This window comes from Methylobacterium endophyticum (genome assembly GCF_050591105.1).
Classification (GTDB): Bacteria; Pseudomonadota; Alphaproteobacteria; order Rhizobiales; family Beijerinckiaceae; genus Methylobacterium.
This window is the reverse complement of the sequence record NZ_JBNHES010000018.1, coordinates 55,238-81,093: the sequence shown is the minus strand read 5'-3', so window position 1 is coordinate 81,093 and position 25,856 is coordinate 55,238. Positions and strand designations below refer to the sequence as shown.

The window sequence follows — 25,856 nt, the reverse complement described above, 5'->3', positions numbered from 1 at the left end:
GCCTCGCGCGATTCGGGACCGTTCCGCGCGGCTCAGAGCTTCGCCTGCAACCGGGCCTGGATCCTGCGGCCGAGCTCGCCCAGGCGCTGCTCCAGCAACTGAGGCACCTCGCAGACATATTGCAGGGAGTGGCTGCGCTCCTGGAAGATGCGACGGTCCCAGTTGAAGCGGGTCTCCAGCTCCGACTGCTCCTTGGGCATGTCGCGCGCGTCCGTGGCGCTCGGGGCGTCCTTGGTCTGGCTGACCTTGTCGGCCTCCTCGCGGATGCGCTCGGCCATGCGGCGCTGCCCCTGCGCGTAGCGGCCGATGCCGCCCATCACCTTATCGCGCTCGCCGTTGACGACCTCGAACACCCCGGCGAAGACCCGCGTCAGGCGCTTGTCGCGGTCGGGACCGGCCTTCTCGGCGAAGGCGTCGAGGAGCGGATCGACCTCGGACAGCTCGGTGCGGCGCGAGGCGATCTTCCGGGCGAGCTGGGCGGCCTCGGAATCGTCGCCCCATTCGCCGGCTGCGGCGATGTCGGGCCCCGTCCAGAACTGGCCGGGGCTCAGCGTCGCGACCTTGCGCTGGACGCAGGGCCAGTCCGGGTCCGCCTTGGGCTGGGCGAGCGCGGGCGCCGCGAGGAGAACGAGGCCCGCGAGGGCGGACATGGAGGCGCGCAACGGGGTCATGGTCATCCGGGTCATGGCGCCTCACTCGCCGGGCCGCCGCGCCGGGCCATGATGCCCCGGCCCGGATCGTAGGCGAAGGCGGCCGCCGCGAAGAATACGAGCGTGGTGCCCGCCACCACCGCGAAGGCCAGCGGCTCGAACTGCCCGTAGAGGGCGAAGCGCACCAGCTGCACCGCGTGGGTGAAGGGGTTGATCTCGCAGATCCAGTACAGCGTCTCGCTCGCCTCCCGGATCCGCCAGAGCGGATATAGGGCGGAGGAGGCGAAGAACATCGGGAAGATCACGAAGTTCATCACGCTGGCGAAGTTCTCGAGCTGCCGGACCAGGGAGGACAGAAACAGCCCGATGGCACCGAGCATCAGCCCCGAGGCCAGGAAGGCCGGCAAAGCCGCGAGGTAGCCGATGGGCAGGATGTCGGTCTCCCAGAAATACGCAACGGCGAGAAAGGCGTAGGCCTGTACGATCGAGACGGTGACGCCGGCGATGAGCTTGGCGAAGAGCAGCGTCCAGCGCGGATAGGGGCTCGTCAGCAGCACCTTCATGGAGCCGACCTCGCGGTCGTAGACCATGGAGAGCGAGGACTGCATGCCGTTGAAGAGCTGGATCATCACCGCGAGGCCCGGCACCACGTAGACCTCGTAGAGCACGTAGGTCTGGTAGGGCGGCTCGATGGAGACGCCGAGCGTGTTGCGGAAGCCCGCCGCGAAGATGAACAGCCACACCAGCGGCCGCACCAGGGCGGAGAAGAAGCGCTCCTTCTGGTTGAAGAAGCGCAGCAGCTCGCGGCGCGTGATGCCGCCGAGGCAGATCAGGTAGCCGACCGCGTCGAGCCGGCCGAGATGGGGCGCGGACTTTTTTTCGCGCGATGCCGAGGTCGTCGGCGCGAGGGTTGTGGGCGTGGTCATAGGAGGCAGCCCATAAACGGATGATGCACGCTCTCCCTCTCCCCTCTGCGGGAGAGGGTGGCCCTCGCGTCAGAGAGGGTCGGGTGAGGGGAACGCGATATCCGGAAAGGTCGCTCCCCTCTCCCGACCCGCTTCGCGGGCCACCCTCCCCCGCAGAGGGGGGAGGGATGATCCGCGCGATGTCGATCAGCGGCCATCACGCGGCGGCCTTGCCGGGCTCGGCGACGAGGCGGCGGAAGGCGGCCTCCAGCCCCTCCCCCGGCGCGCCGATGGTCCCCGCCTGCCCGCGCGCGACGATGCGGCCCTTGTGGAGCACCACGGCGTCGTCGCCGGCCTCGATCTCCTCGAAGATATGGGTCGCCCACAGCACCGAGAGCCCCTCCTCCCGCACCAGCGCGCGCACGATGCGCACGATGTCGGCGCGCGATTCGAGGTCGAGCCCGACGGTGGGCTCGTCGAGCAGCAGGAGGCGCGGCTCGTGCACCAGGGAGCGGGCGATCTCGATGCGGCGCGACTGGCCGCCCGAGAGCGTGCGCACCTTGTCGTCGCGGCGCTCGGAGAGGCCGACGCGGTCGAGCAGCGCGGCGATCCTCGCCTTGGCGGCCTTGCGGGCGATGCCGTGCAGGCTCGCGTGGTAGAGCAGGTTCTGCTCCACGGTGAGGTCGGTATCGAGCGTGCGCGCCTGAAAGACCACCCCGAGCCGGGCGAGCGCGCGGGAGGGCTCCCGATCGAGCCCGTGCCCGAAGATCGCGACCCTGCCCTCCTGGTTGGTGTAGAGGCGGGTGATCACCGAGAACAGCGTCGTCTTGCCGGCGCCGTTCGGCCCGAGCAGCGCCATGAAGCGCCCGCGCCCGACCGTGATCGAGACGTCCGAGAGCGCGGCGCGCGCGCCGAAGCGGTGGCCCAGGCCGGCCACCTCCAGCGCGGGCGAGGCAGGCTGCGGATCGCTCATTTCGGGAGCGCCCTCTTGGCGTCGGAGACGGCGTCGAGGCACTCGTCGAACTCGCCCTCGCCCTGCTCGCGCTTGGCGACCCTGAGGGCCTTCTTCAGCTTGTCCAGCACCGGTGCGGGGGGCGCCTTGGCGATCTCGCCCTCGATCATGGCGATCCCCTCCGCGCAGGCGGCCTTGTCGTCGGCGAGCGCGGGCGAGGCGGCGAGGAGCGCCGTCAGCAGCAGAACGCCCGCGATCCCTCTCCCCCCTGCGGGAGAGGGTGGCCCGCGCAGCGGGTCGGGAGAGGGGAGCGACGTTGCCGGAGAGGGCGTTCCCCTCTCCCGACCCTCGCTCACGCGAGGCCCACCCTCTCCCGCAGGGGGGAGAGGGAGAGGTGCGAGGCGGCGAAAACGAAAAGGACGCATCATTTCACCGTGATGGTGCCGGTCATGCCCTTGGACTCCAGTCCGCGGGCGGCCCAGGTGTAGCTTCCCGGCTTGATCGCCACGAACTCGATGGCGATCTCCCCCGGATCGTCGAATTCGAGATGGTCTGGCGGGCCGCCGCCGTGGATCTCCAGATGGTTGATGACGATCTGGTTGAGCCAGATGTAGCGGAAGAACTCGCTCGCGTAGAACTTGTATTCCTGCCGCCCCTTGGCGACGATCCGCAGCCGGTAGGCACGCCCGGATTCGAGCTCGATGTCCTTGTTCTCGACCACGAAGTCGTTGCCGTCCTCGTTGCCGAGGACGAGATCGGGCAGGTTCTCGCGCTTCTTGGTGAGATCGAGGGCGAAGGCCGGGGCCACTGCCAGCAGCCCCGCGAGGCCGAGCGCCAGCGGCCGAAGAATGCGCCTCATCGTGATCCGTCCTCCCATGGTCGCTGCCCTTGTCCGGGCGGTCGTCGTCACTGCGGCGAGATCGCCACGCCCCAGGGCAGCAGCCCCACGGGGATGCTCTTGACCACCTTCTCGGCGGCCACGTCGATCACCGAGACGTCGTTCGAGGTGCCGTTGGTGGAAAACAGCATCTTCTGGTCCGGCGTGAAGGCGAGCTGCCAGACGCGCTGGCCCACGGGCAGGTACTTGCCGACCTCGTAGGTCCTGGCGTCCACCACCGCGACCCGGTTGGCGGGACCGAGCGCCACGAAGGCCTTCGCGCCGTCCTTGGCGATACGGATGCCCACCGGCTGGATCGCCTCGTCGTTCACGCCCGGAATCTTGAAGGTTATTTTTTTCACGACGCGGCGCGCCGCGACATCGATGATCGAGACCGTGCCCCCGACCTCGGCCGAGACCCAGAGGAACTTGCCGTCCGCCGTGAACTCGGCGAAGCGGGGCCTCGCGTCCACCAGCACGTTGTCGATCACCTGGAAGGTCTTGGTGTCGATGAAATGGGCCATGTTCGTGGTCTCGGACGTGTTGACCAGGATCTTCCCGTCCGGCGACAGGCCCATGCCCTCCGGCTCGACCCCCACGGGGATCTCGGCCAGGACCTTGTTCTTCTCGATGTCGATGATCGTGACCTGGCTGTCGTCCTCGTTGGCGACGTAGAGCGGGTTGCCCGAGGCATCGAGGATGAACTGCTCCGGGTCCGGGCCGGAGCGCAGCGAGCGCAGGGTCTTGCCGGTGGCGGTGTCGAGCACGTCGATGCGGTCGTCGTCGCTGGCGCAGACGTAGAGCTCCTTGCCGTCCTTGCTCACGGTGATGCCGCGCGGGCGCCGCCCGACCTTCCAGGTGGCTGTGACGGCGAGCGTCTCCACGTCGATGACGCTGACGGAGTTGCCCTTCTCGTTGGAGACGTAGGCAGTGAGCGCGCAGGCCGGGGCGGCGGCCCCGAGGAGCGCCGCCGCCAGCACGGCCATGCCGATGCCGGGCCGCAGCCAGCCGGGTTCCGATGGGCGCGAGTCCACGCTGCCGCTCATTCCTCATCCTCCCTGGCGCGCCCCGCATTGGTGCCGCAGGGTCTTCCGCCGTTGTAGCGCGTCCGCCGCGTGTTGCGAGGGCATCGACCTTTTGGCAAGGGGCTCGCCATTGCCGCAGGCGCCCGGTCCGGCGTTTTACGGTGGCATCTTGCAGGCGGTCTCGGGCAGGTCGATCCCGAGGGTGTCCAGCGGCGTGCGCTGGTGCAGGTAGCCCTGCTCCGGCGTCACCGTCACCATGGCCTTCGGCTGCACCACGATGATCGGCTGGCGCAGCTGATGGTCCCAGGGCCGGAAGCTCAGCGAGACGCCCTTGTAGGCGGGCAGGCTGAAGGCGGGATCGGTGAGATAGGGGCCGATCGCCGCCGCGTCCGTTGATTTCCTGGCGGTCGCCGCGTCGCCCACCGTGCGGATCGCCGCCCAGACCTGATAGTCGAGGGGCCGCATCAGGCGTCCGGCGAGGCGCCGGAAGCGGTTCTGCGCCTGTGCCGCGCCCCAGGTCTCCAGCGTCGGATGCCAGGTGGTGGCGACGAGCCCCTGCGTGCCGGCGACGGGGCGCGGGTCGACGGTCCGGAACGGCACGTAGTCGCCCCAGTCCGCCGCCTCGTCGGCGACGAGGGCGATGTCGTAGTCGATGCCGCGCGTGAAGATCATCGCCTCGGCCCGCGTCGGCGTGTCGCCCCTCGCGCGGGCGAGCGGGCCGAAGGTCCAGGGCTTCTCGGCCACGATCTTGAGGCCGAACTTGGTGGCGGAGCGCTTCCAGGCGTCGGCGTAGAGCCTGTCGGCGGGGTTCGGCCCGACGATGAGGAAGAGCTTGCGCCAGCGCATGAAGGTGAAGAACTGCGCCAGCGCGTCCGTCTGCATGGCCCGGCTCGGCAGGATGTGGAAGACGTTTTGCCGGCAATCGGCGCCGCGCAGGCGGTCGTCGGGGGCGGCGGCGTTGAAGACGACGACGCCCTGCCCCTTCACCGCGTCGGCGACCGCCAGCACCTCGTCCGCCGGCAGCGCCAGCGCCAGGAACTTGATGCCCTTCGAGACGAGGCTGTTGGCCGCGTCCACCGCGCCCGGTCCGCCCTCGCCGAGGGCCACGGCGTCGAGCGCGTAGGTCTGCTTGGTGAAGCGGCCGGTGGTGTTGTTGTCGGCGATGCCCATGCGGGCGCCGGCGAGCCCCTCGTCCTCCGGGGGAGCCTCGGCGTCGTAGGAGGAGGGCGAGGGCTGCGGCCGGTAGATCAGGCCGATCGGCGTCTCGGACGGCGCGGGCGCGGGCGGCGCCGGGTCGGCCTTGGCCGCCGGCTCCTGCGCGGAGGCCGGCGGGACCGGGAGAGCCGACAGCGCCAGGAGCGCCGAGACGAGGCGGGCGGAGGTCTTGAGCGAGGAGCGCATGCGGTCGGCACGCTAGCAGCATCCCTTCCGCGCACAACGCCGGAAAGCTAAGGAGAATCTAAGGGCTGACGGGTGCCGAGGCGTCGCGCGCGGGCCCCTGCGCCGCCGGGACGCATGCGCAGGCCGGGTCGCCGGTCGATTGCCAATTCGCCCCGCCGCCCAAGGTGTAGGGGCGATCCTTGCGCGAGACGCGGCGGATCCGCGACGAGCCCCGCGAACGGGGCCGCCATCGCACGGGAGGCGACGAAAGACTGCCATGCACGCACGCGCCGCGATCCTCGCCGCCCTTCTCCTCGCCGCCCCTCTCCTCGGTGATCCCGCCGCCCGCGCCGAGCCGGCCGTGAAGGCGGCGGTGTTTCCCGTCGAGCTTCTCGATCCGGGCGTCGTCGGCGGACGCAAGGCGCGTCCCGAGGAGCAGCGCAGGCTCGCCATGGTCACGGAGGAGCTGCGCAAGGCCCTCCAGGCCGGGGCGGGGCTGGAGCCGGTCGACACCGCCCCGCAGGCGGCCGAGGTCGCCAAGCAGGGCCCGCTCTACAAATGCGACTGCGCGCCCGCCATCGCCAGGACGCTCGGCGCCGATCTCGCCGTCAACGGCTACGTGGAGAAGGGCTCGAACCAGATCTTCAACCTGTTCGTGACCGTCTCGGACGCCGCCACCGGCAAGCCCGTGCGGGCCGGGCAGGTGGTGATCCGGGCCGATACCGACGACACCTGGGCGCATGCCATGCGCTGGGTGGTGAAGAACCGCCTGCTCGCCGAGCCCCTGCCCAAACGCTCCTGATCGGCTACAAGCGGGCGCGCCCGTCGCGCCGTGCCCCTTGAGACGCCCATGTTCCCGTCCGGCCCCTCTCCGATCCGCCTCGACGCCGCCCCGCCCCCGCGCCTGCTCGTCAGCGTGCGCGATGCTCTCGAGGCGGATCTCGCGGCGGCGCGCGGCGCGGATATCGTCGACGCCAAGGATCCCGACGACGGCCCGCTCGGCGCGCTGCCGGTGGGGACCGTCTCGGCGATCGTCTCGGCGACCGCCGGCCGCGCCGCCACGAGCGCCGTCGCGGGGGACGGCGAGGGCGGCCTGCCCGTGTCCGTCGCGGCGGTGGCGGCGGCGGGCGTCGATTACGTCAAGATCGCCGCGAGCCCGGCCCTGCTCGCCGATGCGGGCGCGCTGCGCCGGATCGCCGCCGCCGCGCCGGGCCGGCTCGTCGCGGTGCTGCTCGCCGAGGACGCGGCCGAGTCCGGCATCCCCCCGGAGGGCCTCGCGACGCTGGCGGCGTCTGGCTTTGCCGGCGCCATGCTCGACACGCGCGGCAAGACCGGCCGGCGGCTCGGCGACATCCTCGATCCCGCGACGCTGCGCGGCTTCGTCGCCGCCTGCCGGAGCTCGGGGCTGATCTCGGGTCTCGCCGGATCGCTCCGTGTCGGTGACGTGACGGGGCTCGGGGCCCTCGGGCCGGCCTATCTCGGGTTTCGCGGCGGGCTCTGCCGGGACGGCGACCGGCGGCGCGCTCTCGATCCGGCACGCGTGAGCGAGGCGGCCGCCGCGCTCCGCGCCCTGCGGCGGCGGGACGCCGCGTGAGCCGGCGGCCCCTCACCGTCGTCAAGGTCGGCGGCAGCCTGCTCGCGGCGCCGGAGCGGCTGCGCGCCGTGCTCCGCGCCTGCGCGGAGGGCCGCGAGGGGGCCTGCATCCTCGTGCCGGGCGGCGGACCCTTCGCCGACGCCGTGCGCAACGCGCAAGCCGATCTCGGCTTCTCCGACGCCCTCGCCCATCGCCTCGCCCTCGACGCCATGGGCCGCATGGCCGAGATCTTTTGCGACCTGGAGCCGCGCCTGCGCGTCCTGTGCGATCCGGCGTCGATGGGCGGTGTCGCTGCGATCTGGGATCCGGCCGCGCTGAAGACCGGGCGTCCCGATATCCCCGAGCGCTGGGACGTCACCTCGGACAGCCTCGCTCTCTGGCTCGCGGCGGAGATCGGCGCCGCGACTTGCCTGCTGCTGAAATCCGTCGACGCCCCGCAAGGCGCCGGCACGGATGCCCTGAGCCGGCTCGGGCTGGTCGATGCCGCCTTCCCCGCCTTCGCCGCGCGCTTCTCCGGCCGCATCCTCCTGCGCGGGCCCGGCGCGGAGACCGTCGTGACAGCCGCTCCCGGACGCGAGGCGGCGTGAGCGAGCATCTCGTCTTCGTCACGGGCAAGCTCGCCCGCGCCCGGCTGGAGAAGGTGGCCGCCGCCCTGCCGCCCGAGCGCTTCGCCTGGAGCATCGCCGACGCGGGCGTGAAGGTCGCCGCGCTGATGACCGCCGAGATCATCAAGCGCCGGGTCGAGATCCCCGAGGGCGCCACCCGCGTGGTGCTGCCCGGCCGCTGCCGCGCCGACCCGGCCGACCTCGCCGCGCATTTCGGGCTGCCCGTGGAGCGCGGCCCGGACGAGATCGTGGACCTGCCGACTTGGCTCGGGCTCGCGGGGCGCAAGCTCGATCTCTCGAAGCATGACCTGCGCATCTTCTCGGAGATCGTCGACGCCTCGAGGATGAGCGTCGATCAGATCGTCGCGAAGGGGCTCGACCTCGCCCGGCGCGGTTCCGACGTGATCGATCTCGGCGGCCTGCCCGACACGCCGTTCCCGCATCTCGACGACGCGGTGCGCGAGATGAAGCGCGCGGGGCTCACCGTCAGCGTCGATTCCTTCTCGCTGGACGAATTGACGCGTGGCGCGAAGGCGGGGGCGGACTACCTGCTCAGCCTCAACGAGGAGACCCTCGACCTCGCCTTCGAGACTGACGCGGTGCCGGTTCTGGTGCCGATGCGTCCCGACGACACAGCCTCCCTCGACCGCGCCATCGAGCGTCTGGCGAAGGCCGGCCGGCCCTTCATGGCCGACCCGATCCTCGAGCCGATCCATTTCGGATTCGTGGAGTCGCTCGTGCGTTACCGGGATGTCCGCGCCCGCTATCCCGAGATCGAGATGATGATGGGCACCGGCAACCTCACCGAGCTGACCGAGGCCGACAGCCTCGGCGTCACGGCGCTGTTGCTGGGAGCCTGCTCGGAGCTGGCGATCCGCAACGTGCTGATCGTGCAGGTCTCGAACCACACCCGCCGCACCGTCGAGGAGCACGACGCCGCACGCCGGGTGATGTACGCGGCCAAGGCCGACGCCGCCCTGCCGAAAGGCTATGGCCGGGCACTTCTGGCATTGCACGACAAGCGCCCCTTCGTGCAAACGGCGGACGAGATTGCCGCGCTGGCGGCGGAGGTCCGCGATCCGAACTACCGGATCGCGGTCGCCGAGGACGGCATCCACGTCTACAACCGCGATCGTCACAGGGTCGGCACCGACGCGATGGCCTTCTTCTCCGATCTCGATGTGGCGGGCGACGGCGCCCACGCCTTCTATCTCGGCGGCGAGCTGACCAAGGCGGAGACCGCCTGGCGGCTCGGCAAGCGCTACGTTCAGGACGAGGCCCTGGATTGGGGCTGCGCCGCCGACGGCGAGGTCGAGGACACCACCGCCTTCAAGAAGGCCGGCCATACGAAGCAGTCCGGCCCCGATGCGCCGCTCCCCGGTACGCGGGACGCGCGCGCCGTCGCTGAGATGCCGGAGCCCGTTCCTGGCCGCATCGTCTGCGGCCAGTTCGTGCCGGACGGGGAGCGCTGAGAGCCGTGCCGCTGATCCTCGAGACCATCGTCACCACCACGGCCGCAGACGGAACGCTGCATCTCGTGCCCTTCGGGCTGATCCGCGAGGACGACGGCGGCACCGTGCTGGCGCCGTTCCGGCCCTCCCCCACCATCGAGAACCTGAAGGCGAACCCCGTCTTCGCCGCGTCGAGCCCGCGTGACATCCGCGTCATCGCCGGCGCCGTCACCGGGCGGCGCGACTGGCCGACGCTCCCTTGCGAGCGCATCGCGGGATCCCGCCTCGCCGACAGCTTCGGCCATGCCGAGTTCGCGGTGGAGCGCGTCGAGGAGGACGAGACGAGGCCGCGCTATCGCGGGCGTCTCGTCCACGAGGCGGCGCATTCCGCCTTCATCGGCTACAACCGCGCGCAAGGAGCCGTGCTGGAGGCGGCGATCCTCTCGACGCGGCTCCACATGCTGGCGCCGGAGAAGATCCTTTCCGAGCTGCGCTATCTCGCCATCGCGATATCCAAGACCGCCGGCCCCCGCGAGCGCGAGGCCTGGGGCTGGATAGAGGACAAGGTCGCCGCCGCCCTCGGGCCCGACGCCCGCGTTCTCGCAAACCCCGACGCTGCCCGTCCGAGCGGCGCGTGAAGGAGACTGGACGAACCATGAAGAAGCTCGCACTCGCGACCGCGGCGGCGCTCAGCCTCGTGTCGTTTTCGGCCGATGCCCACGGGCCGAGCCGCCGCAAGGTCCAGGAGACCGTCGAGATCAACGCACCCGCCGACAAGGTCTGGTCGGTGATGGGCAACTTCCAGGACATGAGCTGGCTGCCCGTCGTCGAGAAGACTGAAGGCACCGGCGGCAACGAGCCCAACAAGGCCAAGCGCACGCTGACCCTCAAGGGCGGCGGCACGGTCGAGGAGGAACTCGACAAGTATGCCGACAAGCAGAGCTATTTCTACCGCATCGACAAGGTCGACGTGAAGGTTCTGCCGGTCAACAACTACTCGTCCACCATCGAGATCGAGCCGGCGGGCGACAAGACCAAGGTCACCTGGCGGGGCGCCTTCTATCGCGGCTACATGAACAACGATCCGCCGCCCGAGCTCAACGACGAGGCCGCCGAGAAGGCCGTGAAGGGCCTCTACCGCACCGGCCTCGACGCGCTGAAGGCGAAGGTCGAGAAGGGCTCGTAGTGCCCGCGCGTCAGGGGGGCCGGCCGCGCGCCGGCCTCCTCGCCCTGTTTCCGGCCCTGGTGCTCGCCGCCGCCCTCGCCCCGTGCCCGGCCGGGGCCGGCGAGGCGGTGGTCACGGCGCAGGTGGCCAACCTCGTCGACATCGTGGATCTCGACGCCGGCAAGGTGGTGGCGGCGATCCCGGTCTCCGGCGCGCCTGCCGGCGTCGCGCTCTCGCCCGACCGCCGCACGGCCTACGTCACCCGGCCGGACGGTCCGGGGCTGGCGGTGATCGATCTCGCCGCCCGCAGGGTGAGCGCCACCCTGCCGCTTCCCGGCGGCCCCCTCGGCATCGCCGTGAACCCGGTCTCCGGCGCGGTCTACGTGGCCGACTGGTACGCCAAGCGCGTGCTCGTGCTGCTGCCGAAGCCCGAGGGGCTGGTTCAGGACGGCGAGATCGCGGTCGGGCAATCGCCCTCGGGCTTCGCCGTGGCGCCGGACGGCAGGACGCTGCTCGTGGCCAACCGCGAGAGCGACACCGTCTCGGTGGTCGACATCGAGAGCCGGCGCGAGGTCCGGACGATCGCGGTGGGCAAGCACCCGTTCGGCATCGCCCTCGATGCCGGGGCGATGCGCGCCTACACGGCCAATGTCGAATCGAACGACGTCTCGGTGATCGACCTCGCCAAGGGCGCCGAGATCGGCCGGGTGACATCCGGCGACCGGCCCTATGTCGTGGCGCTGGCCGGCGGGCGCGGCTTCGTCACCGACCAGTATTCCGGCACGGTCACGGCCTTCGACCTCGCGACCCTGAAACCCCTCAAGGCCATCGATACCGGCGACCACCCGGAAGGGATCGCGGCCTCCGCCGATGGCCGCACCGTCTACGCGACGAACTGGGGCGACAACACGCTCAGCGTCATCGATGTCGGGACGCTCGCGGTGACGCGCCAGATCAAGGTCGACGACGGGCCGAGGGCGTTCGGCGACTTTTTGAGATAGCCGGCTGTCCAGGAGACGTGGATCGCGGTTCTCCGTCCGGACAGCCGGCGAAGCACTGAATCTCGCCGGCTCAGTCGTCTTCCGGCGGCTCGTCGTCGCCGGAATTGAGCATGTCCTCGAGTTCGTCCACGAGCCGGTCGATCTGGTCGGCGGTGGCGATCACCTTGAAGGTCTCACCCGTCTCCGTGGCGAGGGCGAGCTCGATGTCGCGGCCGGACCGGCTCGCCAGGAAACGGGTCAGACGTCGGGCCGAACTCATGGCTGCGCTCCGTGCCGGTGGGATGGGGTGCGGTGCCTGTCCGCGAGCAGGGCCAGTGCCACGGCCGGTCCGCAGGTGGAAGCCCAGGCCGGATGTCCGTCGAGCCCTTCCGCGATCGCGTCGGTGAAGGCGACGACCCGGCGCCCGAGACGCCGGCCGAGCCGCTCCGCCACGAAGGCGCCCGCGCCGCAGGCGACGAGCGGCGCGTCCTCCGGCAGGTCCGGCCGGGACAGCAGGATCGCGGCCGCGTCGTACAGGAGCCGGAGCTGCGCCTCGGCGAAATGGGCGGCGAGCGCTCGCCATTCGGCCTCGCTCCCCTCGCCGAGGTCGCGCCCGATCATGCGGGCGACGCGGGTGCGGGTCTCGGTCGGCGACTTGCCCTTCAGGTCGGGGCTGTGCTGCTGGTCGGCGCCCTCGGGCAGGTCGCCGGTGAGGCGGTAGACATCGGCCATGTTGGCGAAGGTCTCCGACATCAGCCGGGTCCGGCGCCCCCGGAACGGCGCGTGGTCGGCGAGCGCCAGGAGGGGCGTGCGCACCACGCCGGTATAGACGAGCTCCCCTGTCTCCAGGCGCTCGGCGTCGCTGTAGCCGGTGGCCGCCGGCCTGCCCGCGACGACGGGGATCAGGTCGGCGGTGGTGGAGCCGATATCGACCAGGAGCGCATCCGGCAGGTGCCGCCCGGTCAGCGCGGCGGTGGCGTGCCAGTTGGCCGAGGCGATGTCGGCGCTGGCGCCCTCCGCCTCGGCCGGCGCCACGAAACCGGAACGTCCGGCATAGATGCGCACCCGGCCCGCGAGATTCGCGGCCGCCCAGTCCGAGAGGCGCGCCACGCCGTCGGCGCGATCCGTGAAGCAGTCGGTCAGCTCGCCCGTCATGGTGACGGCGTGGTCGGCCGGAGCGCGGGCCCAGTCCGGCAGCGCGGCCAGCGCCGCGTCGAGGGCGGGAAGCCCCCGCCAGAGCGGACAGGGCGCCTGCACCGCCTCCCGCACCCGGCCCCCGACCACGCGGGCCGCCTTGACATGGACCCCCCCGAGGTCCCAGCCGATCACCGTGTCCGGCACGGGCGTGGCGTCGATGGACAAGGCATTCTCCGAGGGCGGGACGGATGGCGGCTTCGCCGTGATCCCGGTGATCGACCTGCGGCGCGGGCAGGTCGTCCGGGCGCGGCACGGCGCGCGCGACGCCTATGCACCGATCGAGACCCCCTTGGCAAAGGGCTCCTCGCCCGGAGCGGTGGCGGCGGGGCTGATCGCGGCCCTGCCGGCCGGCATCCTCTACGTCGCCGATCTCGACGCGATCATCGACGGGACGCCGCCGGACCTCGCCTCCCTGCGCGCCGTCCGCGATGCCTGTCCGGGCGTGGCCCTCTGGGTCGATGCCGGGTTCCACGACGCGCCGGGGCTTGCCGCCTTCCTCGAAAGCGGGCTCGGGCGCCCGGTGATCGGCAGCGAGAGCCAGTCGGACGGCGGTCTCGTCCGGCGCTACCGCGCGCGGGCGGTGTTGTCCCTCGACAGCCGGGGCGAGGAGCGGCTCGGTCCCGCCGCACTGCATGACGGGGCGCGGGACTGGCCGGACGACGTGATCGTGATGACCCTCGGCCGGGTCGGGGCGGGAAGCGGTCCCGATCTCGCGGCGCTCGCGCACGCGCGGGCCCTGTCGCCGCGGGCGCGCCTCTACGCGGCCGGCGGGGTGCGCGGGCCGGAGGACCTGCGCGCGGCGCGTCTCGCCGGGGCGTCGGGGGCGCTGGTGGCCTCCGCCATCCACGACGGAGCCTTGCGCGCCGGACATCTGCTGGGCCCATGAAAATCTGAGGCCCATGAAAAACGGGGCGGCCGAAGCCGCCCCGTTCGTTAGTCCCTACCGTCCAAGGAAGATGGAGGCCAGTCGCTGAAGCAGGCCCCGCGGTGCGGGCGGAGGCGCGCTCTGCCCAGGACCGTCCCCGATCTAATTGGCGGCGAAGGGGTGCTGCGCGGAGTTGCGCTGCTCGGTCACGGTCGCGGCCTTGGGCTCGCCGGCAACGGCGCGCTGGATGGACAGCTTGGTGGCCTCGTAGTTGTACTTCTGGATCTTGGCGTCGTCGGCCGCTTCCCAGTGGATGAACACGCCGACCAGGATGAACAGGTCGTCGGCCTCGTCGGCGGGGATGATGCCCTCGGCGACGGCGTCCTGCACGGCCTTGGCGACGCCGTGCTGGGCGGGGCCGAACATCTGGACGGCCTGACGGGCGTCGTTGATGGTGACCTTGTTGAACATCAGCGTGTTGGGCTTGCACGGCAGGTTCGGCGCGATGACCGCGAGCAGGCTGGTGAAGCCGTGCTTGTTGTTCACGAGGCCGTTGCAGAAGGCCGTCTCGGCCGGCGAACCGCGCGGTCCGATGATGAGGTCGATATGGGCGACCTCGTTGCCGTCGCCGACGAGGGCCTCGCCGACCTGAACCTTGTTGATCTTCGCCATGAGGGGTCTCTCCCTGCTGCTCGATATCGTTGTGGCCGCCCCAGGAGCAGGCTCGGCCGCGGGCCATCCTTGTTTGCGACGTTCGGATCGAGTGACCGAACCGGTTAGCCCGGATAGCGGCGCGGACCCTACAGCGGGCCCCTGCGCCGAACAACCCGCTCACCCGCCCGATCTCGATAAATGATCGCGCCGATTCGGGAGCCGGCTCCAGGACTTTTCGGGCCGCCGGAGCGTGGATGCGGTCCGCTCCTCAGAGCGCCGCGCCGCTGCCCGAGAGCGCGTCGAGGAAGAGGGTCGCCACGGTCAGGTCGGCGCTGGTGCCGGGGTTGAGCCCGGCGGTCTTGAGCAGGGCGTCATGCGCCAGGAGCGCCTCCACCGGCCGCTCCCGCAGATCGAGGCCGGCCAGCGCCGCCCGCGCCGCGTCGCGCACGGCCTCCGCCTTCGCCGCCCCGAACTTGCGGGCGATGTGGCTGTCGGGAAGCGCGGTCAGGAAGGCGAGATGCACGGCCGTGGTCGTCCAGGGCGGCGCCAGACCGTCGTCCCGCGCGCGGGCCAGCGCCCCGGCGCCGATCCGGCGCAGATCCTCGTAGTCGGTGGCGTAGGCGCGGGCGATGCGGTCGCGGGGCGCCGCCTCCGCCATGGCCTCCTTCAAGGGGGGAGCCCGGCCGGGGGCGGCGACGTCGTGGCGCCCGGCCTCCCCCAGGCCGCCGGGCGCGGCGAGGCGGATCGCCTCGAAAGCCGCCGCGCCGTCATCCGCGTCGAGGGCGTCGAGGACGCTGGCGAGAGGAACGCCGCGCTCGGCCGCCAGGGCGAGCGGCGCGCAGAGCAGCAGGATGCCGAGATTGGTGTTCTGGCCGACCGCCGCGCGGGTGGCGGCGACGCCGTCGCGCACCCGCTCGCCGACGCGGGCCCCCGCCCGCGCCAGGGCGGGGGCGGAGACCTCGGCGCTCGTCACGAAATCCGACACCTGCATGCGGTGGCCGGCGGCATAGGCGTGGACGTTGCCGACCTTCAGCGCATCCAGCTCCGCGAGGCAGGCGGCGCGGTAGAGCGTCTCGATCAGGGCCGGGGGCAGCGCCGGCACGGGGCTCAGGCCACCACGAGGCGCGGCGGCCGGGCGGCGCGCACGGCGGCGACGAAGCCGCGCGCCACGGCGCCGGCAATGTCGGTCTGCGTCACCTGCTGCAAGCCGGACCAGGCCGGCATCGAGTTGACCTCCAGCACCGAGAAGCCGCCCTCCCCGTCCTCGACGAGATCGACGCCGGTATAGTCGACGGCGATGGCGGCGGCGGCGGCCTCCGCCAGCTCGGCGGCGCGGGCCGGCATCGCCCAGGGCAGCGGCCTGCCCCCGCGATGGACGTTGGTGATCCAGCCGTCGCCCTCGCGGATCATCCCGGCGATCGCCCGGCCCTCGCAGACGAAGACGCGGTAGTCGCGCCAGAGCCCGTCCCGGCGGGGCACGTAGCGCTGGAGATAATAGACGCGGGAGACCGCCTCCTCGGGGGGCAGGTCCTCGGGGGCCTCGATGAGCTGGAGCCCTTCCCCCTGCGAGCCGAACAGCGGCTTCAGCACGAGGGGCCGGCCCGGCCGGGCCTCCCGCGCCACCAGCTCGGCGGCGGCCTCGCGCTTGGAGAAGACGAAGGTCTCCGGCGTCGGCAGGCCGGCCCGCGCGATCATCAGGCTGGTGGCCGCCTTGTCGACGGAGCGCTCGATGGCGGTGGGCGAGTTCCACACCGTGGTGCCGGCGGAGACCAGCGCATGCAGCACGCCGAGCCGCATGGTGGTCGCCTCGAAGGTGCCCCCCGCGATGGTCCGCAGCAGCACCCCGTCGGGCAGCCGGTCGGGAAAGCCCGGCACGCGCAGAGGCTCGGCCCCGCCCGTGACGACCGCGACGTCGGCGAGGGAAAAAAGCACCGGCTCGACCCCGAGCCCGGTGAGCGCCGCCAGGAGGCGGCCCTTGTGCCAGTTGCCGTTATCGGCCGCGAGCCCGATGCGCATGGGTGTCCGTGATCGTCCGGCGTTCCCCTCCCCCTTGTGGGGAGGGGCTAGGGGTGGGGGTGGTTCAGGAGGCACCGCCTCATTTGGCGCCACCCCCACCTCCGGCTCCTCCCCGCGAGGGGGAGGAGAGAGGGCTCACGCGAAGGACGCGTCCACCAGCGCCGGCTCCAGCCGGCCGCCGCGGAAGGTCGCGCCGGTGCGCACCGAGGTGACGATGGCCTCCGCCGGCGAGAACAGCGCGCCGTCGATCTTGTAGAAATCGCCGTTCACGCGGGAGAAGATGTCGGCGAAGGGCGCGCCGTGGTCGCTCGACGTGGTCGAGGGGAGCTGCTCGGCGAGCTGCCGGGCATCGGCATCCTCGGCGTCGACGAAGAGCTGCACCCGGCCGCCATAGATGATGGCGTCGTTGGTGCGGCCCATGGCCTTGATGAAGTCCGGGTGCGGGGGCGAGAGCGGGGCCGAGCCGATGCCGTCGACGATGGCGTGCAGGTCGAAGCCGACCGTGTGAGCCTTGTGGAGCGCCACCTCGAGCACGCGGGCGACGACCTGGGTCGCGCCGGCGAGGCTCTGGGTCGGGGCGAAGACGAAGGTGACGTCCTCGGGTGAAAGGCCCGTCGCCTCGGCGACCTTGGCGACGACGGAGGCCGGCGGCCCGCTCGCGGACTCCAGCACCAGGGCGGTCTTCACGGCGGTGTCGCGGTAGCCGAGCTCCTTGTACAGGTCCTCGACCACGGCGACCGCGCGGCCGGGGCCGGAGCCCAGGGCGAAGAAGCCCGAGTCGCCGCCCTCGTCGGCGAGGCTCCAGCCGGCATACTGGCTGCCGAGGCAGGCGATCACCGGATCGGCGGAGTGCACGATCACCGAATAGGGCCAGGATGCGATCGGGCCCGACGGCGCGATGCTCACGGTGCCGAGCCCGCCGAGGCAGATCTCGGCGATGCGCCGGCCGGCCTCGATGGAGCCGCGCACGCTCGCGCCGGCATCGACCATGCGCGCGCCGCCGGCCTCCTGCGAGACCGACAGGCGCAGGGCGGCGGCGTCGGCGACGAGGCGCTCAACCAGGGGGGCGGTCAGCGCGTTCACGCTCGGATAAGCGGGTGCCGTGCTCATTGTGGTTCTCTCCCTCGAGGAGGGCGCGAACGCGCGCTGCCTTCCTCGCCAAGTCTTCTTTCACCGCCGCCGCATCCGGTCCCGTGGCGAGGACCGTGCAGACCGGCGCGTCCCGGCGCATGAGCGACAAGGCGCGCGGGCGGTCCCGCACGTGATCCGGCCATGCGACGGCCGGCCCGATGCGGTGCTCGCGCGCCCCGTACCAGATCTCGGCGCCGGCCGCATCCACCGGAGCGGGGCCGGGGGCGGCTGCCCGTCCGAGGCTCGCCTCGACATGGGCCGCCACCAGCGGCACGGCGCGGCGGTCGAGCACGTCGAGGGTGGCGCCGGGGCGCGGGTTGATCTCGGTGAGCCACCAGCGCCCGTCGTCGGCTGCGATCAGGTCGGCGCTGGCGAGCCCGCGAAGGCCCGTCTCCGCGACGAGGCGGGCGACGGCGGCCTCGATCCCGGCGACGGTTCGCGGCGGCAGCGTCGGGGGCTCGGCCGATCCCCGCGCCAGGGCGCCGGCATAGCGGAACGGGCGCAGGAGCGAGGGCGCGCACCACTGCTCGGTGAGCGCGAGGGGGACGGCGTCCCGGCCGTCGCCGAGGAAATTCAGGGCGCAGGAGCGTCCCGGCACGCGGGCCTGGAGGTAGCTGCCGAACGGCGCCCTCCCCCGCTTGGCCGCGCGGATATGGCTGCCGCCGGAGCCGCCGATGCCCTTGACGAGATGGTTTTCCGGATCCGCGACCGGCCCGGCGGTGACGGCCGGATGCGGGATCGCGAGATCCGCGCAGAGCGAGGCGAAGCGGAACGGGTCCTTCAGCAGCGCGACGGTCTCGGGCGTGCCCCCGAGCAGGCGGTGGCGGGCGGCGATGCGCGCCATCAGGTCCGGCGCCCCCTCGAAGCCGCTGCCGAGGATCACGCCGAGGGTGTTTCCGCCGGCTTGCTCATGAAGGGCGTCGAGGGCGCCGAGCACCGCCTCCCCGCCGAGCCGGCCGGTGCCGAAGCGGCCGGGCAGCGGGTGATGCGCCTCCGCCGCCTCCAGCATGTCCTCGTCCCCGAAGAGATCGGCGACGAAGGGCCGGAACCCCGCCCGGCGCGCGGCCTCGGCCAGCGCGCGGCCCGACTGGGCCGCGATCAGGACCGCATCCACGACCCTTGTCGTCAGCCGGCGATCTCGACGGCGAGCCTGTAGGCGTCGCGGAAATCGAGGCAGAGCGGCTCCTCGGCGGCGAGCATCCGGCGGAAGAGCTGGCTCTGCGTCTGGTACTTCACGTTGCCGACCGCCAGCGCGCCGATGCCGACGCCCTTGCCCACGGGCAGGGGCACGTCGACGGCGTTGACGTCGATCCCGGCGATGCCGGCCGGCGGCACCGCGTTCACGTCGGAGGCGACGAGGAGTCTGGGGGCCGATTCGAGGTCCTCGGCCGAGAGGATCGGGATGCCGGCGGGGCCGGCCGACAGGATCACGTCGGCCTCGGCGATGGCCGCGCGGCGCGCCTCCGGGGTCGAGCCGTCGACGGCGCCGACCTCGATGCCGAAGCGCCATTTCATGGTGAAGGCGATCTTCGAGACGCGTTCCTCGCCGTCATGGCCGACGAGCACGCTCCTTGCGCCCTCGAGCGCGCCGATCACCGCCGCGACATAGGCGACCACGCCCGCGCCGCCGAAGATGACGATGCGCTTGCCCTTCAGGTCGGTGCCGAACCTCGCCTTCAGGGCGCGGGAGACCTCGGCGACCATGGCCGCGCCGGTGGTGAAGGAGCCCGCCGGATCGGCGAAGAGGTGGTTGATGAAGGGCGGCACGAAGGCCTTCTTGGCCCGGTCCATCATGTCGAGGGCGTCCTCGGCGTTCTTTCCGCCGATGAAGATGCCGGTGCGCACCCCGTCCGCCGGGGCGCGCGAGAAGATCGAATCCTGGGTGAGGGAGGTCACGTCGGCGAGATCGACGCCGGTATAGGTGACGAGCGTCTCGAAGCCGGCATCGACGGCCATGTTCACGTCGAACGGGCTCATGTGCTTGAGCGGCGTGAGCATGTGCAGGATCGAGCGGGCCATGGGGTCTCCTTCCGGGATGTCCGGCGCGGCTCTTCCGTCCGCCGCCGGTGTCGTCCCGGCTTTTCGCGCCGGGGAGCATGAGCCGGACGCGATGCCGACGGTCAAGACCGTCACGAATCGGCCGTTACGATTCCCTTCCCCGCCAGCGGCGTGACGCGCGCGCCCTCATTGCGCCCGCGCGCGATCAGGAACCGCAGCGGGCCGGGCCGCTCCAGCGCGGCGACGAGCGCCCTCGCCTCCCGCTCCGAGGGCACCAGCGCGAAGCCGGTCGGTCCCCAGGAGCTCTGCCCGTAGCCGGCGACGCCCTGCGCCGCCACGGCGCCGAGGGCCTCGGCGACGGCGGGGCTGGCGAAGCGGCCGCCCTGGTGGGGCGCGAAATGGTCCCCGATCAGGCGCTGGATGCGGGTGATGCCCTCGCCGAAGCTCCATGCATCGCCGACGACGCAGGAGGGCATCGCCTGCATCAGCACGATCCGGCAGATCTCGGCGGCCTCGGCTTCCGGGAAGCGCGGCAGGTGTTGGAAGGCTTCGATCTCACGGCTGCCATGCACGCCGGTCATGCCTGTGTCGAGGATCAGCACGATCCGCCACGCGTCCGGGTAGGCGAGCCGCGCGATCACCGGCGGGGGAGCGCCGCTCGCGTCCCGGCCCCCATCCACGATCAGGCCGCCTTGCGTGAAGGCCGCGAGCCCCACGCCGGAGCGGTTGCCGCGATCGAGCGCGTCCGCGAAATCCTCCGGCGCGAAGGGGCGTCCCGAAAGACCGGCCAGGGCGGCGGCGACGGCGAGCGCGAGCTGCGTGCCCGAGCCGAACCCCGCATGCGGCGGGATCGCCGCCGCCACGCGGATCGCCGCGTTCGGGGCGATGCCGAGATGGGAGGCCGCCGCGCGGGCATAGGCGAGGACGCGTCCGGCCTCGGGCCCTTCGGCAGACAGGCCCTCGCCGGCCGTCGCCACCAGGGAGACGGCGGGGGCGTCCACCGCCAGCCCGATGCTGCCGAAGCGCCGCCCGAGCCCGCCATGGAGATCGAGGAACCCGAAATGCAGCCGGGCGGGCGCGTGGACGCGGACGGCGTCCGCCGGGCCGGTGCCCGGCCCTCGCGTGTCGCCGCCTTCCGCCCGGTCCGGGATCCTGCCCAAGACGATCCCTACTCTCGTGTGTGTCGTGACGCCGGGCTTGTCCCACGGAGGGGCGTCGCGGGGCAACCGTCCATGCGCGGGAGAGCGCGCCGGCCCGCGACGCTCCCGGATCGGGCTTGCCTGCCGGCTTTGGCCGATGCAAACGTGCGCCCGGCGGAAGGCGGGGCGCAGGCACGGGCTCCCCGCGACAGCCGCTTATCGGATGGCGCCGACCCTCGCGGGCCCGGCCGCCGCCGCAATCAGAACACGTCAGGGTGAGGACATGGCAGCCTGGGTGAAGGGAGGCGCGGCCGACGCCGACGCGGCGGTCGCCGCCGCGATCGCGCTGCTCGCCGCCGCGAAGGCGCCGGTGATCGCCGGCCTCTGCGCCGAGCTGTCGGCGGTGCGTGCCGCCTACCGGCTGGCGGGGCGGATCGGTGCGTCGCTCGACCTCGCGGGCGCAGCCGGCACCTATGCCGAGCTCGGTTCCCTCAGCCGCTCCGGCGCCATGACCACGACCCCCGCCGAGGCGGTGGGGCGTGCCGAGACGGTCCTCGTCGTCGGGCGGGCGCCCTGGGCGGCGCCGGTGCTCGCGGCGATCACCGCCTCCAAGCCGACGCGCGGCGTCGCCGCCGGCGCGGAGCGGGCGGTGCTGTCCCTCGGCGCGCCGGAGGGGGCCGCCGCGCATCTCGCTTGCCCGGCCGATCATGGCCTGCCGGTGGCGCTCGGGCGGCTGCGCGCCTTCGCCAAGGGCCATCTCGCCGGGGCCGACCCCTACGGGGATCTGGCCAAGCGCCTGTCCGCATCGCGCTTCGGGGTGGTGCTCTACGATCCGGCGGAACTCGGCGAACTCGGCGTCGAGATTCTCCAGGGACTCGTGAGGGATCTCAACGAGTCCGTCCGCGTCTTCGCCCTGCCCCTGGCGGATGGCTTTCAGGGCCGCGCCGTGACGCAGCTCGCCGCCTGGACCACGGGACAGGCGCCCCGCGTCGGGTTCGGGCGGGGCGTGGCCGAGCACGATCCCTGGCGCTTCGATGCCGCCCGCCAGGCGGCGGCCGGCGAGATCGATGCCGCGCTCTGGCTCTCCACCCTGCCCGCTCCCCGGCCGGACTGGCTCGGCGCCCTGCCCTCCGTCGCCATCGTCGGCGAGGCGAGCGCGGATGCGAGGCCCGAGACCGCCGAGGTCGTCATCGCGGTGGGCGTTCCCGGCGAGAGCGTCGGCGGCGTGCTCTGGGACGACACGCGCGGCGTCGTCGGCTACCGCGCCCCGACCGGCGCCGCGGCGGCCCTCACGGCTGCCGGCGTGATCGAGGCGATCCTCTCCGGTCTCACAGCGAAGGAAGCTGCCTGATGCTGACCCGTATCAGCGGCGGCCGCGTCGTCGACCCGACGGCGGGCCGCGACGGCGTCGGCGACGTCTGGATCGAGGACGGCCGCGTGGTCGCCCCCTCCGAGCGCGCGCCCGACCGCACCATCGACGCCACGGGCTGCGTGGTGATGGCCGGCGGCGTCGAGGTGCATTCGCATATCGCCGGCGGCAACGTCGTGCTCTCGCGCCTGCTGCTGCCCGACCTCTATGTCAGCGAGGCGGCGCCGAACGGCCATCCCTTCGCGCAGGCCGGCGGCTCGGCCTCCTGGATCGGCGCGAACTATGCCCGCATGGGCTACACCACGGCCGTCGAGCCGGCGATGCCGCCGTCCAACGCGCTCGCCACCCAGCTCGAGCTCGCCGACATCCCGCTGCTCGACCGCGGCGGCCTCGCGGTGATGGGCAACGACGACCAGCTCCTCTCCCTGCTGCGCGACGGCGAGAGCAAGGCCGCGATCCGCGACCTCGTTCAGCTCAACGTCGCGACGTCCCGCGCGCTCGGCGTGAAATGCATCAACGCCGGCGGCGCCTCCGCTTTCAAGGACGGCGTGCTGCGTCTCTCGCTCGACGACGAGATCCCCTGCTACGGGCTGTCGACCCGCAAGATCATGACCTCGCTGCTCGACGCGGTGGAGGAGATCGGCGTGCCGCATCCGCTGCATGTCCACTGCAACAATCTCGGCCTGCCCGGCGCCGACGACTCGTTCGTCGCGACGCTGGAGGCGGCGGAAGGCCGGCGCATCCACTTCGCCCACGCCCAGTTCTACGCCTACGGCGTCGTCGACCCGGAGAACCCGAACACCGGCGGCTTCCGCTCTGCGGCGGAGCGGATCACCGAGGCCATGGAGGCCCACCCCAACGCCACCTTCGACGTCGGCCAGGTGGTCTTCGGCCAGACCGTGACGATCTCGCTGGACATCCTGCGCCAGTTCGGCGGCCGCAAGGGCGCCAAGCCGAAGAAGTGGGTACTGAACGCCGGCGACGCCGAGGGCGGCGGCGTGGTGCCCTTCCTCTACCGGCCCAAGGGTCCGACCAGCTCCCTGCAATGGGCCATCGGCCTGGAACTGATGCTGCTCTCCAAGGAGCCCGAGCGCACCATCCTCACCACCGACCATCCGAACGGCGGCGTGTTCACGGAGTATCCGCGCATCATCCATCTGCTGATGGACAAGGAGGAGCGCGACCGCGAGATCGCGACCCTGCCGAAGGTCGTCGGCGAGCGCTCCTCGCTGCCGACGCTCTCGCGCGAGTACACGCTCTCGGAGGTCGCCCAGCTCACCCGCTCGGGGCCGGCGAAGCTCCTCGGTCTGTCCGATCGCGGGCACCTGCGCGAGGGCGCGCGGGCCGACGTCGCGGTCTATCGCGACGACAAGGACCGCACGGCGATGTTCTCCCGCGCCAAGCTCGTGCTGAAGGACGGCCATACCATCGTCGAGGACGGCGAGATCGTCGACTGGCGCGCCGGGCGGACGCTCGAACTGTCGGTCGAGGCCGATACCGGCATGGCCAGGCGCTCGGACGCCTACCTGAAGGACCGCTTCGGCGCCGGGCTCGACAGCTTCGCGGTGCCGGACGATGCCTTCCCCGTCGGGGACGTGTTCGAGGACGTGGCATGCCGGGCTTGACGATCGACCCTCTCCCCCCTGCGGGAGAGGGTGCCCTGCGGAGGCAGGGCGGGAGAGGGGACCGCGACCTCTCCGGATACGGCGCTCCCCTCTCCCGACCCTCTCCCGCAAAGGGGAGAGGGATGTCGCTTCGCGAGATCGATCTCTGAGATGGCTGACCTCTCCCTCAACGGCATCCCGGTCATCGATACGTTCGCCGAGGCGTTCGACGTGGCGGGCACCGCCATCGTCGTCACCAACGACACCGCCAAATGGGCGATGATCGCGGCGACGGTGATGACGGGATTCGCCACGTCCGTGATCGGCTGCGGCGCCGAGGCCGGCATCGACGCCGAGCTTTCCCCCGAGGAGACGCCGGACGGGCGGCCGGGCGTGCGCATCCTGCTCTTCGGCTTCGAGCCGAACGGGCTGAAGGACCAGCTTCTCAAGCGCGTCGGCCAGTGCATCCTCACCTGCCCCGGCACCGCCTGTTATGCCGGCGTCGAGGGGCCGACGAAGATCAAGCTCGGCGGCGCGATCCGCTATTTTGGCGACGGGTTCTCCGTGGCCAAGCGGATCACCGACGCCACCGGCAAGTCCCGGCGCTACTGGCGCATTCCCGTCATGGATGGCGAGTTCCTGTGCGAGGATTTCGTCCGCGCGGTGGACGGCGCGGTCGGCGGCGGCAACCTCCTGTTTCTCGGCCGCACGCACGCGGACACGCTGAAGGTCGCCGAGATCGCGGTGGAGGCGGCGCGTGCCGTGCCCGGCGCGATCCTGCCCTTCCCCGGCGGCATCGTGCGCTCGGGCTCGAAGGTCGGCGCCCGCACCAAGGGCATGATGGCCTCCACCAACGACGCCTACTGCCCGACCCTGAAAGGTCGCGCCGGTTCGGCGCTCCCGCCCGAATGCGGCGTCGTGCTCGAGATCGTCATCGACGCGCTGACCTCGAAGGCGGTGGCGGAATCCATGCGGGCCGGCCTGCATGCGGCCACCGAGGTCGGCGCGGCCCACGGGCTCGTCGCGGTGACGGCGGGCAATTACGGCGGCAATCTCGGCCGCCACCACTACCATCTGCGCGACCTCCTCTCGAAGGCGTCGGAAGCATGAGCGTCCTCACCCTGCGCGAGGCCCCCCCGGAGCGCCTCGATCTCTCGGCCGTCACGCCGCGCTCGCTGAGCCGGCTCAGCGAATCGGAAGCCGCCAAACTTCCCATCGGCACCACCCGGCGTGGGCTGGTGCTGGGGGACTGCTTCGACATCGCGCTCGACGGCTCGGACAGCCTTCTGATCCAGGGCGGCCACGAGCGGCTCGACCGCGTCGGCGCCGGCCTGTCGGAAGGCACGCTGCGGGTCGAGGGCGATGTCGGCCAGCGCCTCGGCGAGGGCATGGCGGGGGGCAGCCTCACCGTCGCGGGCTCGGCAGGTCCCTTCGCCGGCACCGGCGCCACGGGCGGCCTCATCACCATCGAGGGCGACGCCGGGGAGCAGGCCGGCGGGGCGGTCTACGCGGCCAAGGCCGGGCTCGACGGCGCCACCCTCGTCATCGAGGGCACCGCCGGCCCCCGTCTCGGCGACCGCATGCGGCGCGGCCTCATCGTGGTGAACCGGGCGGGCGACCTCGCCGGGACGCGCATGATCGCGGGTACCATCGCGGCGCTGGAGGTTGGCGATCATCCGGGCTTCGGCATGCGGCGCGGCACCCTCCTCGTCGGCCGGCACGGCGCGATGGCGCCGACCTTCGTCGCGACGGGCAGCCACGATCTCGTCTATCTGCGGCTGCTGGCCCGCTCCCTGAAGGCGCTGAGCCCCGCTCATGCCGATCTCGCCGCGGGCACCCTGACGCGCTACTCGGGCGATCTCGGCACGCTGGCCAAGGGCGAGATCTGGGCGGCGGCCTGAACGGGGCTCGCCGGGCTGTCGCCCCGCGACATATGAGCTTCCTAAGAGGGCGGTGCCGACGCGCGTGAACGACGCGCCGGATGCGCGCCCGTTAGGAGGCCACGCCCATGCTCATCCTGCTGTCGGTCTGCATGCTGTCCCAGCCGGGCAACTGCCACGAGGACCGGATCGAGATGTCCTACGAGCCGATGAGCCCGATCACCTGCCTGCGCAACTCGCAGAGCGCGCTCGCCACCTGGCAGGCGGCCCATCCCGAGTGGCATGTCGCGAAATGGCGCTGCGCCGCCCGCGCCAATCTGCCGAAGGACCTCTGAGCGCGGCCGGCGACTCTCGTCCCCTTGGCGCGGAGGACCGGGAATGACACTCTTGCGCCCGCGCCGCCCGTGAAGAGCGCGGCC

29 protein-coding genes are annotated in these 25,856 nt (G+C 72.2%); 13 read left to right on the top strand and 16 right to left on the bottom strand.

All coding sequences use genetic code 11. From position 1 onward, the window contains the following. Positions 1-32: 32 nt before the first annotated feature. From ACP56T_RS18340 to ACP56T_RS18310, 7 genes are all read right to left on the bottom strand, one after another. Entirely contained in the window at positions 33-677 is a 645-nt protein-coding gene (locus tag ACP56T_RS18340) for a hypothetical protein (protein WP_430913603.1), read from the bottom strand. A 5-nt stretch (positions 678-682) separates the two neighbouring features. Then, positions 683-1,576 carry an ABC transporter permease gene (locus tag ACP56T_RS18335; RefSeq protein ID WP_430913592.1) on the bottom strand — a complete coding sequence of 298 codons (894 nt, stop codon included), beginning with the start codon at positions 1,574-1,576 and terminating at the stop codon, positions 683-685. A 196-nt stretch (positions 1,577-1,772) separates the two neighbouring features. Continuing rightward, on the bottom strand, positions 1,773-2,528 hold the full coding sequence (locus tag ACP56T_RS18330) for an ABC transporter ATP-binding protein (RefSeq protein WP_430913591.1): 756 nt from the start codon (positions 2,526-2,528) through the stop codon (positions 1,773-1,775). Next, positions 2,525-2,764 (bottom strand): hypothetical protein, encoded by a 240-nt coding sequence (locus ACP56T_RS18325; RefSeq protein WP_430913602.1) that lies wholly within the window; start codon positions 2,762-2,764, stop codon positions 2,525-2,527. Before ACP56T_RS18325 ends, ACP56T_RS18330 begins: the two co-directional genes overlap by 4 nt. A gap of 167 nt (positions 2,765-2,931) precedes the next feature. Then, positions 2,932-3,366 (bottom strand): cupredoxin domain-containing protein, encoded by a 435-nt coding sequence (locus ACP56T_RS18320; RefSeq protein ID WP_430913589.1) that lies wholly within the window; start codon positions 3,364-3,366, stop codon positions 2,932-2,934. A gap of 47 nt (positions 3,367-3,413) precedes the next feature. After that, positions 3,414-4,370 carry a YVTN family beta-propeller repeat protein gene (locus ACP56T_RS18315; RefSeq protein WP_430913601.1) on the bottom strand — a complete coding sequence of 319 codons (957 nt, stop codon included), beginning with the start codon at positions 4,368-4,370 and terminating at the stop codon, positions 3,414-3,416. Positions 4,371-4,565: 195 nt separating this feature from the next. Beyond that, positions 4,566-5,810, bottom strand: coding sequence for an ABC transporter substrate-binding protein (locus tag ACP56T_RS18310; protein WP_430913588.1), 1,245 nt, complete (start codon positions 5,808-5,810; stop codon positions 4,566-4,568). Positions 5,811-6,066: 256 nt separating this feature from the next. On the opposite strand from ACP56T_RS18310, the gene ACP56T_RS18305 reads away from it, so the two are divergent. The 7 genes from ACP56T_RS18305 to ACP56T_RS18275 are packed head-to-tail and all read left to right on the top strand — an operon-like array spanning position 6,067 to position 11,605. Further along, complete coding sequence (locus tag ACP56T_RS18305) at positions 6,067-6,591, top strand: DUF3280 domain-containing protein (protein ID WP_430913587.1); 525 nt, start codon at positions 6,067-6,069, stop codon at positions 6,589-6,591. Positions 6,592-6,639: 48 nt separating this feature from the next. Next, complete coding sequence (locus ACP56T_RS18300) at positions 6,640-7,383, top strand: (5-formylfuran-3-yl)methyl phosphate synthase (RefSeq protein ID WP_430913586.1); 744 nt, start codon at positions 6,640-6,642, stop codon at positions 7,381-7,383. After that, positions 7,380-7,970, top strand: coding sequence for an amino acid kinase family protein (locus ACP56T_RS18295; protein ID WP_430913585.1), 591 nt, complete (start codon positions 7,380-7,382; stop codon positions 7,968-7,970). Before ACP56T_RS18300 ends, ACP56T_RS18295 begins: the two co-directional genes overlap by 4 nt. Then, a complete protein-coding gene (locus tag ACP56T_RS18290) occupies positions 7,967-9,460 on the top strand; it encodes a DUF6513 domain-containing protein (RefSeq protein ID WP_430913584.1) in 1,494 nt (497 codons plus the stop codon). The genes ACP56T_RS18295 and ACP56T_RS18290 overlap by 4 nt, the downstream gene beginning before the upstream one ends. 5 nt (positions 9,461-9,465) lie before the next feature. Beyond that, on the top strand, positions 9,466-10,077 hold the full coding sequence (locus tag ACP56T_RS18285; protein ID WP_430913583.1) for a DUF447 domain-containing protein: 612 nt from the start codon (positions 9,466-9,468) through the stop codon (positions 10,075-10,077). Positions 10,078-10,094: 17 nt separating this feature from the next. Beyond that, positions 10,095-10,625 carry an SRPBCC family protein gene (locus ACP56T_RS18280; RefSeq protein ID WP_430913582.1) on the top strand — a complete coding sequence of 177 codons (531 nt, stop codon included), beginning with the start codon at positions 10,095-10,097 and terminating at the stop codon, positions 10,623-10,625. Further along, complete coding sequence (locus tag ACP56T_RS18275; RefSeq protein WP_430913581.1) at positions 10,625-11,605, top strand: YncE family protein; 981 nt, start codon at positions 10,625-10,627, stop codon at positions 11,603-11,605. Before ACP56T_RS18280 ends, ACP56T_RS18275 begins: the two co-directional genes overlap by 1 nt. A gap of 70 nt (positions 11,606-11,675) precedes the next feature. Here the strand turns inward: ACP56T_RS18275 and ACP56T_RS18270 are convergent, their stop codons facing one another. Then, the gene (locus ACP56T_RS18270; RefSeq protein WP_430913580.1) at positions 11,676-11,864 is read right to left on the bottom strand and encodes a hypothetical protein; all 189 of its coding nucleotides are present in this window, start codon (positions 11,862-11,864) and stop codon (positions 11,676-11,678) included. Continuing rightward, positions 11,861-12,946 (bottom strand): hydantoinase/oxoprolinase family protein, encoded by a 1,086-nt coding sequence (locus tag ACP56T_RS18265; RefSeq protein ID WP_430913579.1) that lies wholly within the window; start codon positions 12,944-12,946, stop codon positions 11,861-11,863. The genes ACP56T_RS18270 and ACP56T_RS18265 overlap by 4 nt, the downstream gene beginning before the upstream one ends. On the opposite strand from ACP56T_RS18265, the gene ACP56T_RS18260 reads away from it, so the two are divergent. Next, positions 12,939-13,667 (top strand): HisA/HisF-related TIM barrel protein, encoded by a 729-nt coding sequence (locus ACP56T_RS18260; RefSeq protein WP_430913578.1) that lies wholly within the window; start codon positions 12,939-12,941, stop codon positions 13,665-13,667. The two genes, ACP56T_RS18265 and ACP56T_RS18260, sit on opposite strands and share 8 nt — an antisense overlap. Before the next feature lie 141 nt (positions 13,668-13,808). Here ACP56T_RS18260 and fae read toward each other — a convergent pair whose 3' ends face one another. The 7 genes from fae to ACP56T_RS18225 all read right to left on the bottom strand — a co-directional run bounded on the left by fae (position 13,809) and on the right by ACP56T_RS18225 (position 20,605). After that, a complete protein-coding gene (gene fae, locus ACP56T_RS18255; protein WP_430913577.1) occupies positions 13,809-14,318 on the bottom strand; it encodes a 5,6,7,8-tetrahydromethanopterin hydro-lyase in 510 nt (169 codons plus the stop codon). A 250-nt stretch (positions 14,319-14,568) separates the two neighbouring features. Next, complete coding sequence (locus tag ACP56T_RS18250; protein WP_430913576.1) at positions 14,569-15,402, bottom strand: triphosphoribosyl-dephospho-CoA synthase; 834 nt, start codon at positions 15,400-15,402, stop codon at positions 14,569-14,571. Positions 15,403-15,407: 5 nt separating this feature from the next. Then, positions 15,408-16,316, bottom strand: a complete 909-nt coding sequence (locus tag ACP56T_RS18245; RefSeq protein WP_430913575.1) for an ATP-grasp domain-containing protein — start codon at positions 16,314-16,316, stop codon at positions 15,408-15,410. 135 nt (positions 16,317-16,451) lie between these two features. Then, positions 16,452-17,426 (bottom strand): methenyltetrahydromethanopterin cyclohydrolase, encoded by a 975-nt coding sequence (gene mch, locus ACP56T_RS18240; RefSeq protein ID WP_430913574.1) that lies wholly within the window; start codon positions 17,424-17,426, stop codon positions 16,452-16,454. After that, positions 17,371-18,561 (bottom strand): ATP-grasp domain-containing protein, encoded by a 1,191-nt coding sequence (locus ACP56T_RS18235; RefSeq protein WP_430913573.1) that lies wholly within the window; start codon positions 18,559-18,561, stop codon positions 17,371-17,373. The genes mch and ACP56T_RS18235 overlap by 56 nt, the downstream gene beginning before the upstream one ends. An 11-nt stretch (positions 18,562-18,572) precedes the next feature. Further along, on the bottom strand, positions 18,573-19,466 hold the full coding sequence (locus tag ACP56T_RS18230; protein ID WP_430913572.1) for an NAD(P)-dependent methylenetetrahydromethanopterin dehydrogenase: 894 nt from the start codon (positions 19,464-19,466) through the stop codon (positions 18,573-18,575). A 110-nt stretch (positions 19,467-19,576) separates the two neighbouring features. After that, positions 19,577-20,605, bottom strand: a complete 1,029-nt coding sequence (locus ACP56T_RS18225; protein WP_430913571.1) for a beta-ribofuranosylaminobenzene 5'-phosphate synthase family protein — start codon at positions 20,603-20,605, stop codon at positions 19,577-19,579. Between the two features lie 262 nt (positions 20,606-20,867). Here ACP56T_RS18225 and ACP56T_RS18220 point away from each other — a divergent pair, with 262 nt between their 5' ends. The 5 genes from ACP56T_RS18220 (at position 20,868) to ACP56T_RS18200 (ending at position 25,772) form a co-directional block, all read left to right on the top strand. Next, positions 20,868-21,935: a molybdopterin-binding domain-containing protein gene (locus ACP56T_RS18220; protein WP_430913570.1), complete on the top strand. Its 1,068-nt coding sequence runs from the start codon at positions 20,868-20,870 to the stop codon at positions 21,933-21,935. Continuing rightward, positions 21,935-23,578, top strand: a complete 1,644-nt coding sequence (locus tag ACP56T_RS18215) for a formylmethanofuran dehydrogenase subunit A (RefSeq protein WP_430913569.1) — start codon at positions 21,935-21,937, stop codon at positions 23,576-23,578. The genes ACP56T_RS18220 and ACP56T_RS18215 overlap by 1 nt, the downstream gene beginning before the upstream one ends. A gap of 150 nt (positions 23,579-23,728) precedes the next feature. Beyond that, on the top strand, positions 23,729-24,667 hold the full coding sequence (gene fhcD, locus ACP56T_RS18210; RefSeq protein WP_430913568.1) for a formylmethanofuran--tetrahydromethanopterin N-formyltransferase: 939 nt from the start codon (positions 23,729-23,731) through the stop codon (positions 24,665-24,667). Next, positions 24,664-25,458 carry a formylmethanofuran dehydrogenase subunit C gene (locus ACP56T_RS18205; RefSeq protein WP_430913567.1) on the top strand — a complete coding sequence of 265 codons (795 nt, stop codon included), beginning with the start codon at positions 24,664-24,666 and terminating at the stop codon, positions 25,456-25,458. Before fhcD ends, ACP56T_RS18205 begins: the two co-directional genes overlap by 4 nt. A gap of 107 nt (positions 25,459-25,565) precedes the next feature. After that, positions 25,566-25,772: a hypothetical protein gene (locus ACP56T_RS18200; protein WP_430913566.1), complete on the top strand. Its 207-nt coding sequence runs from the start codon at positions 25,566-25,568 to the stop codon at positions 25,770-25,772. Positions 25,773-25,856: the final 84 nt, after the last annotated feature.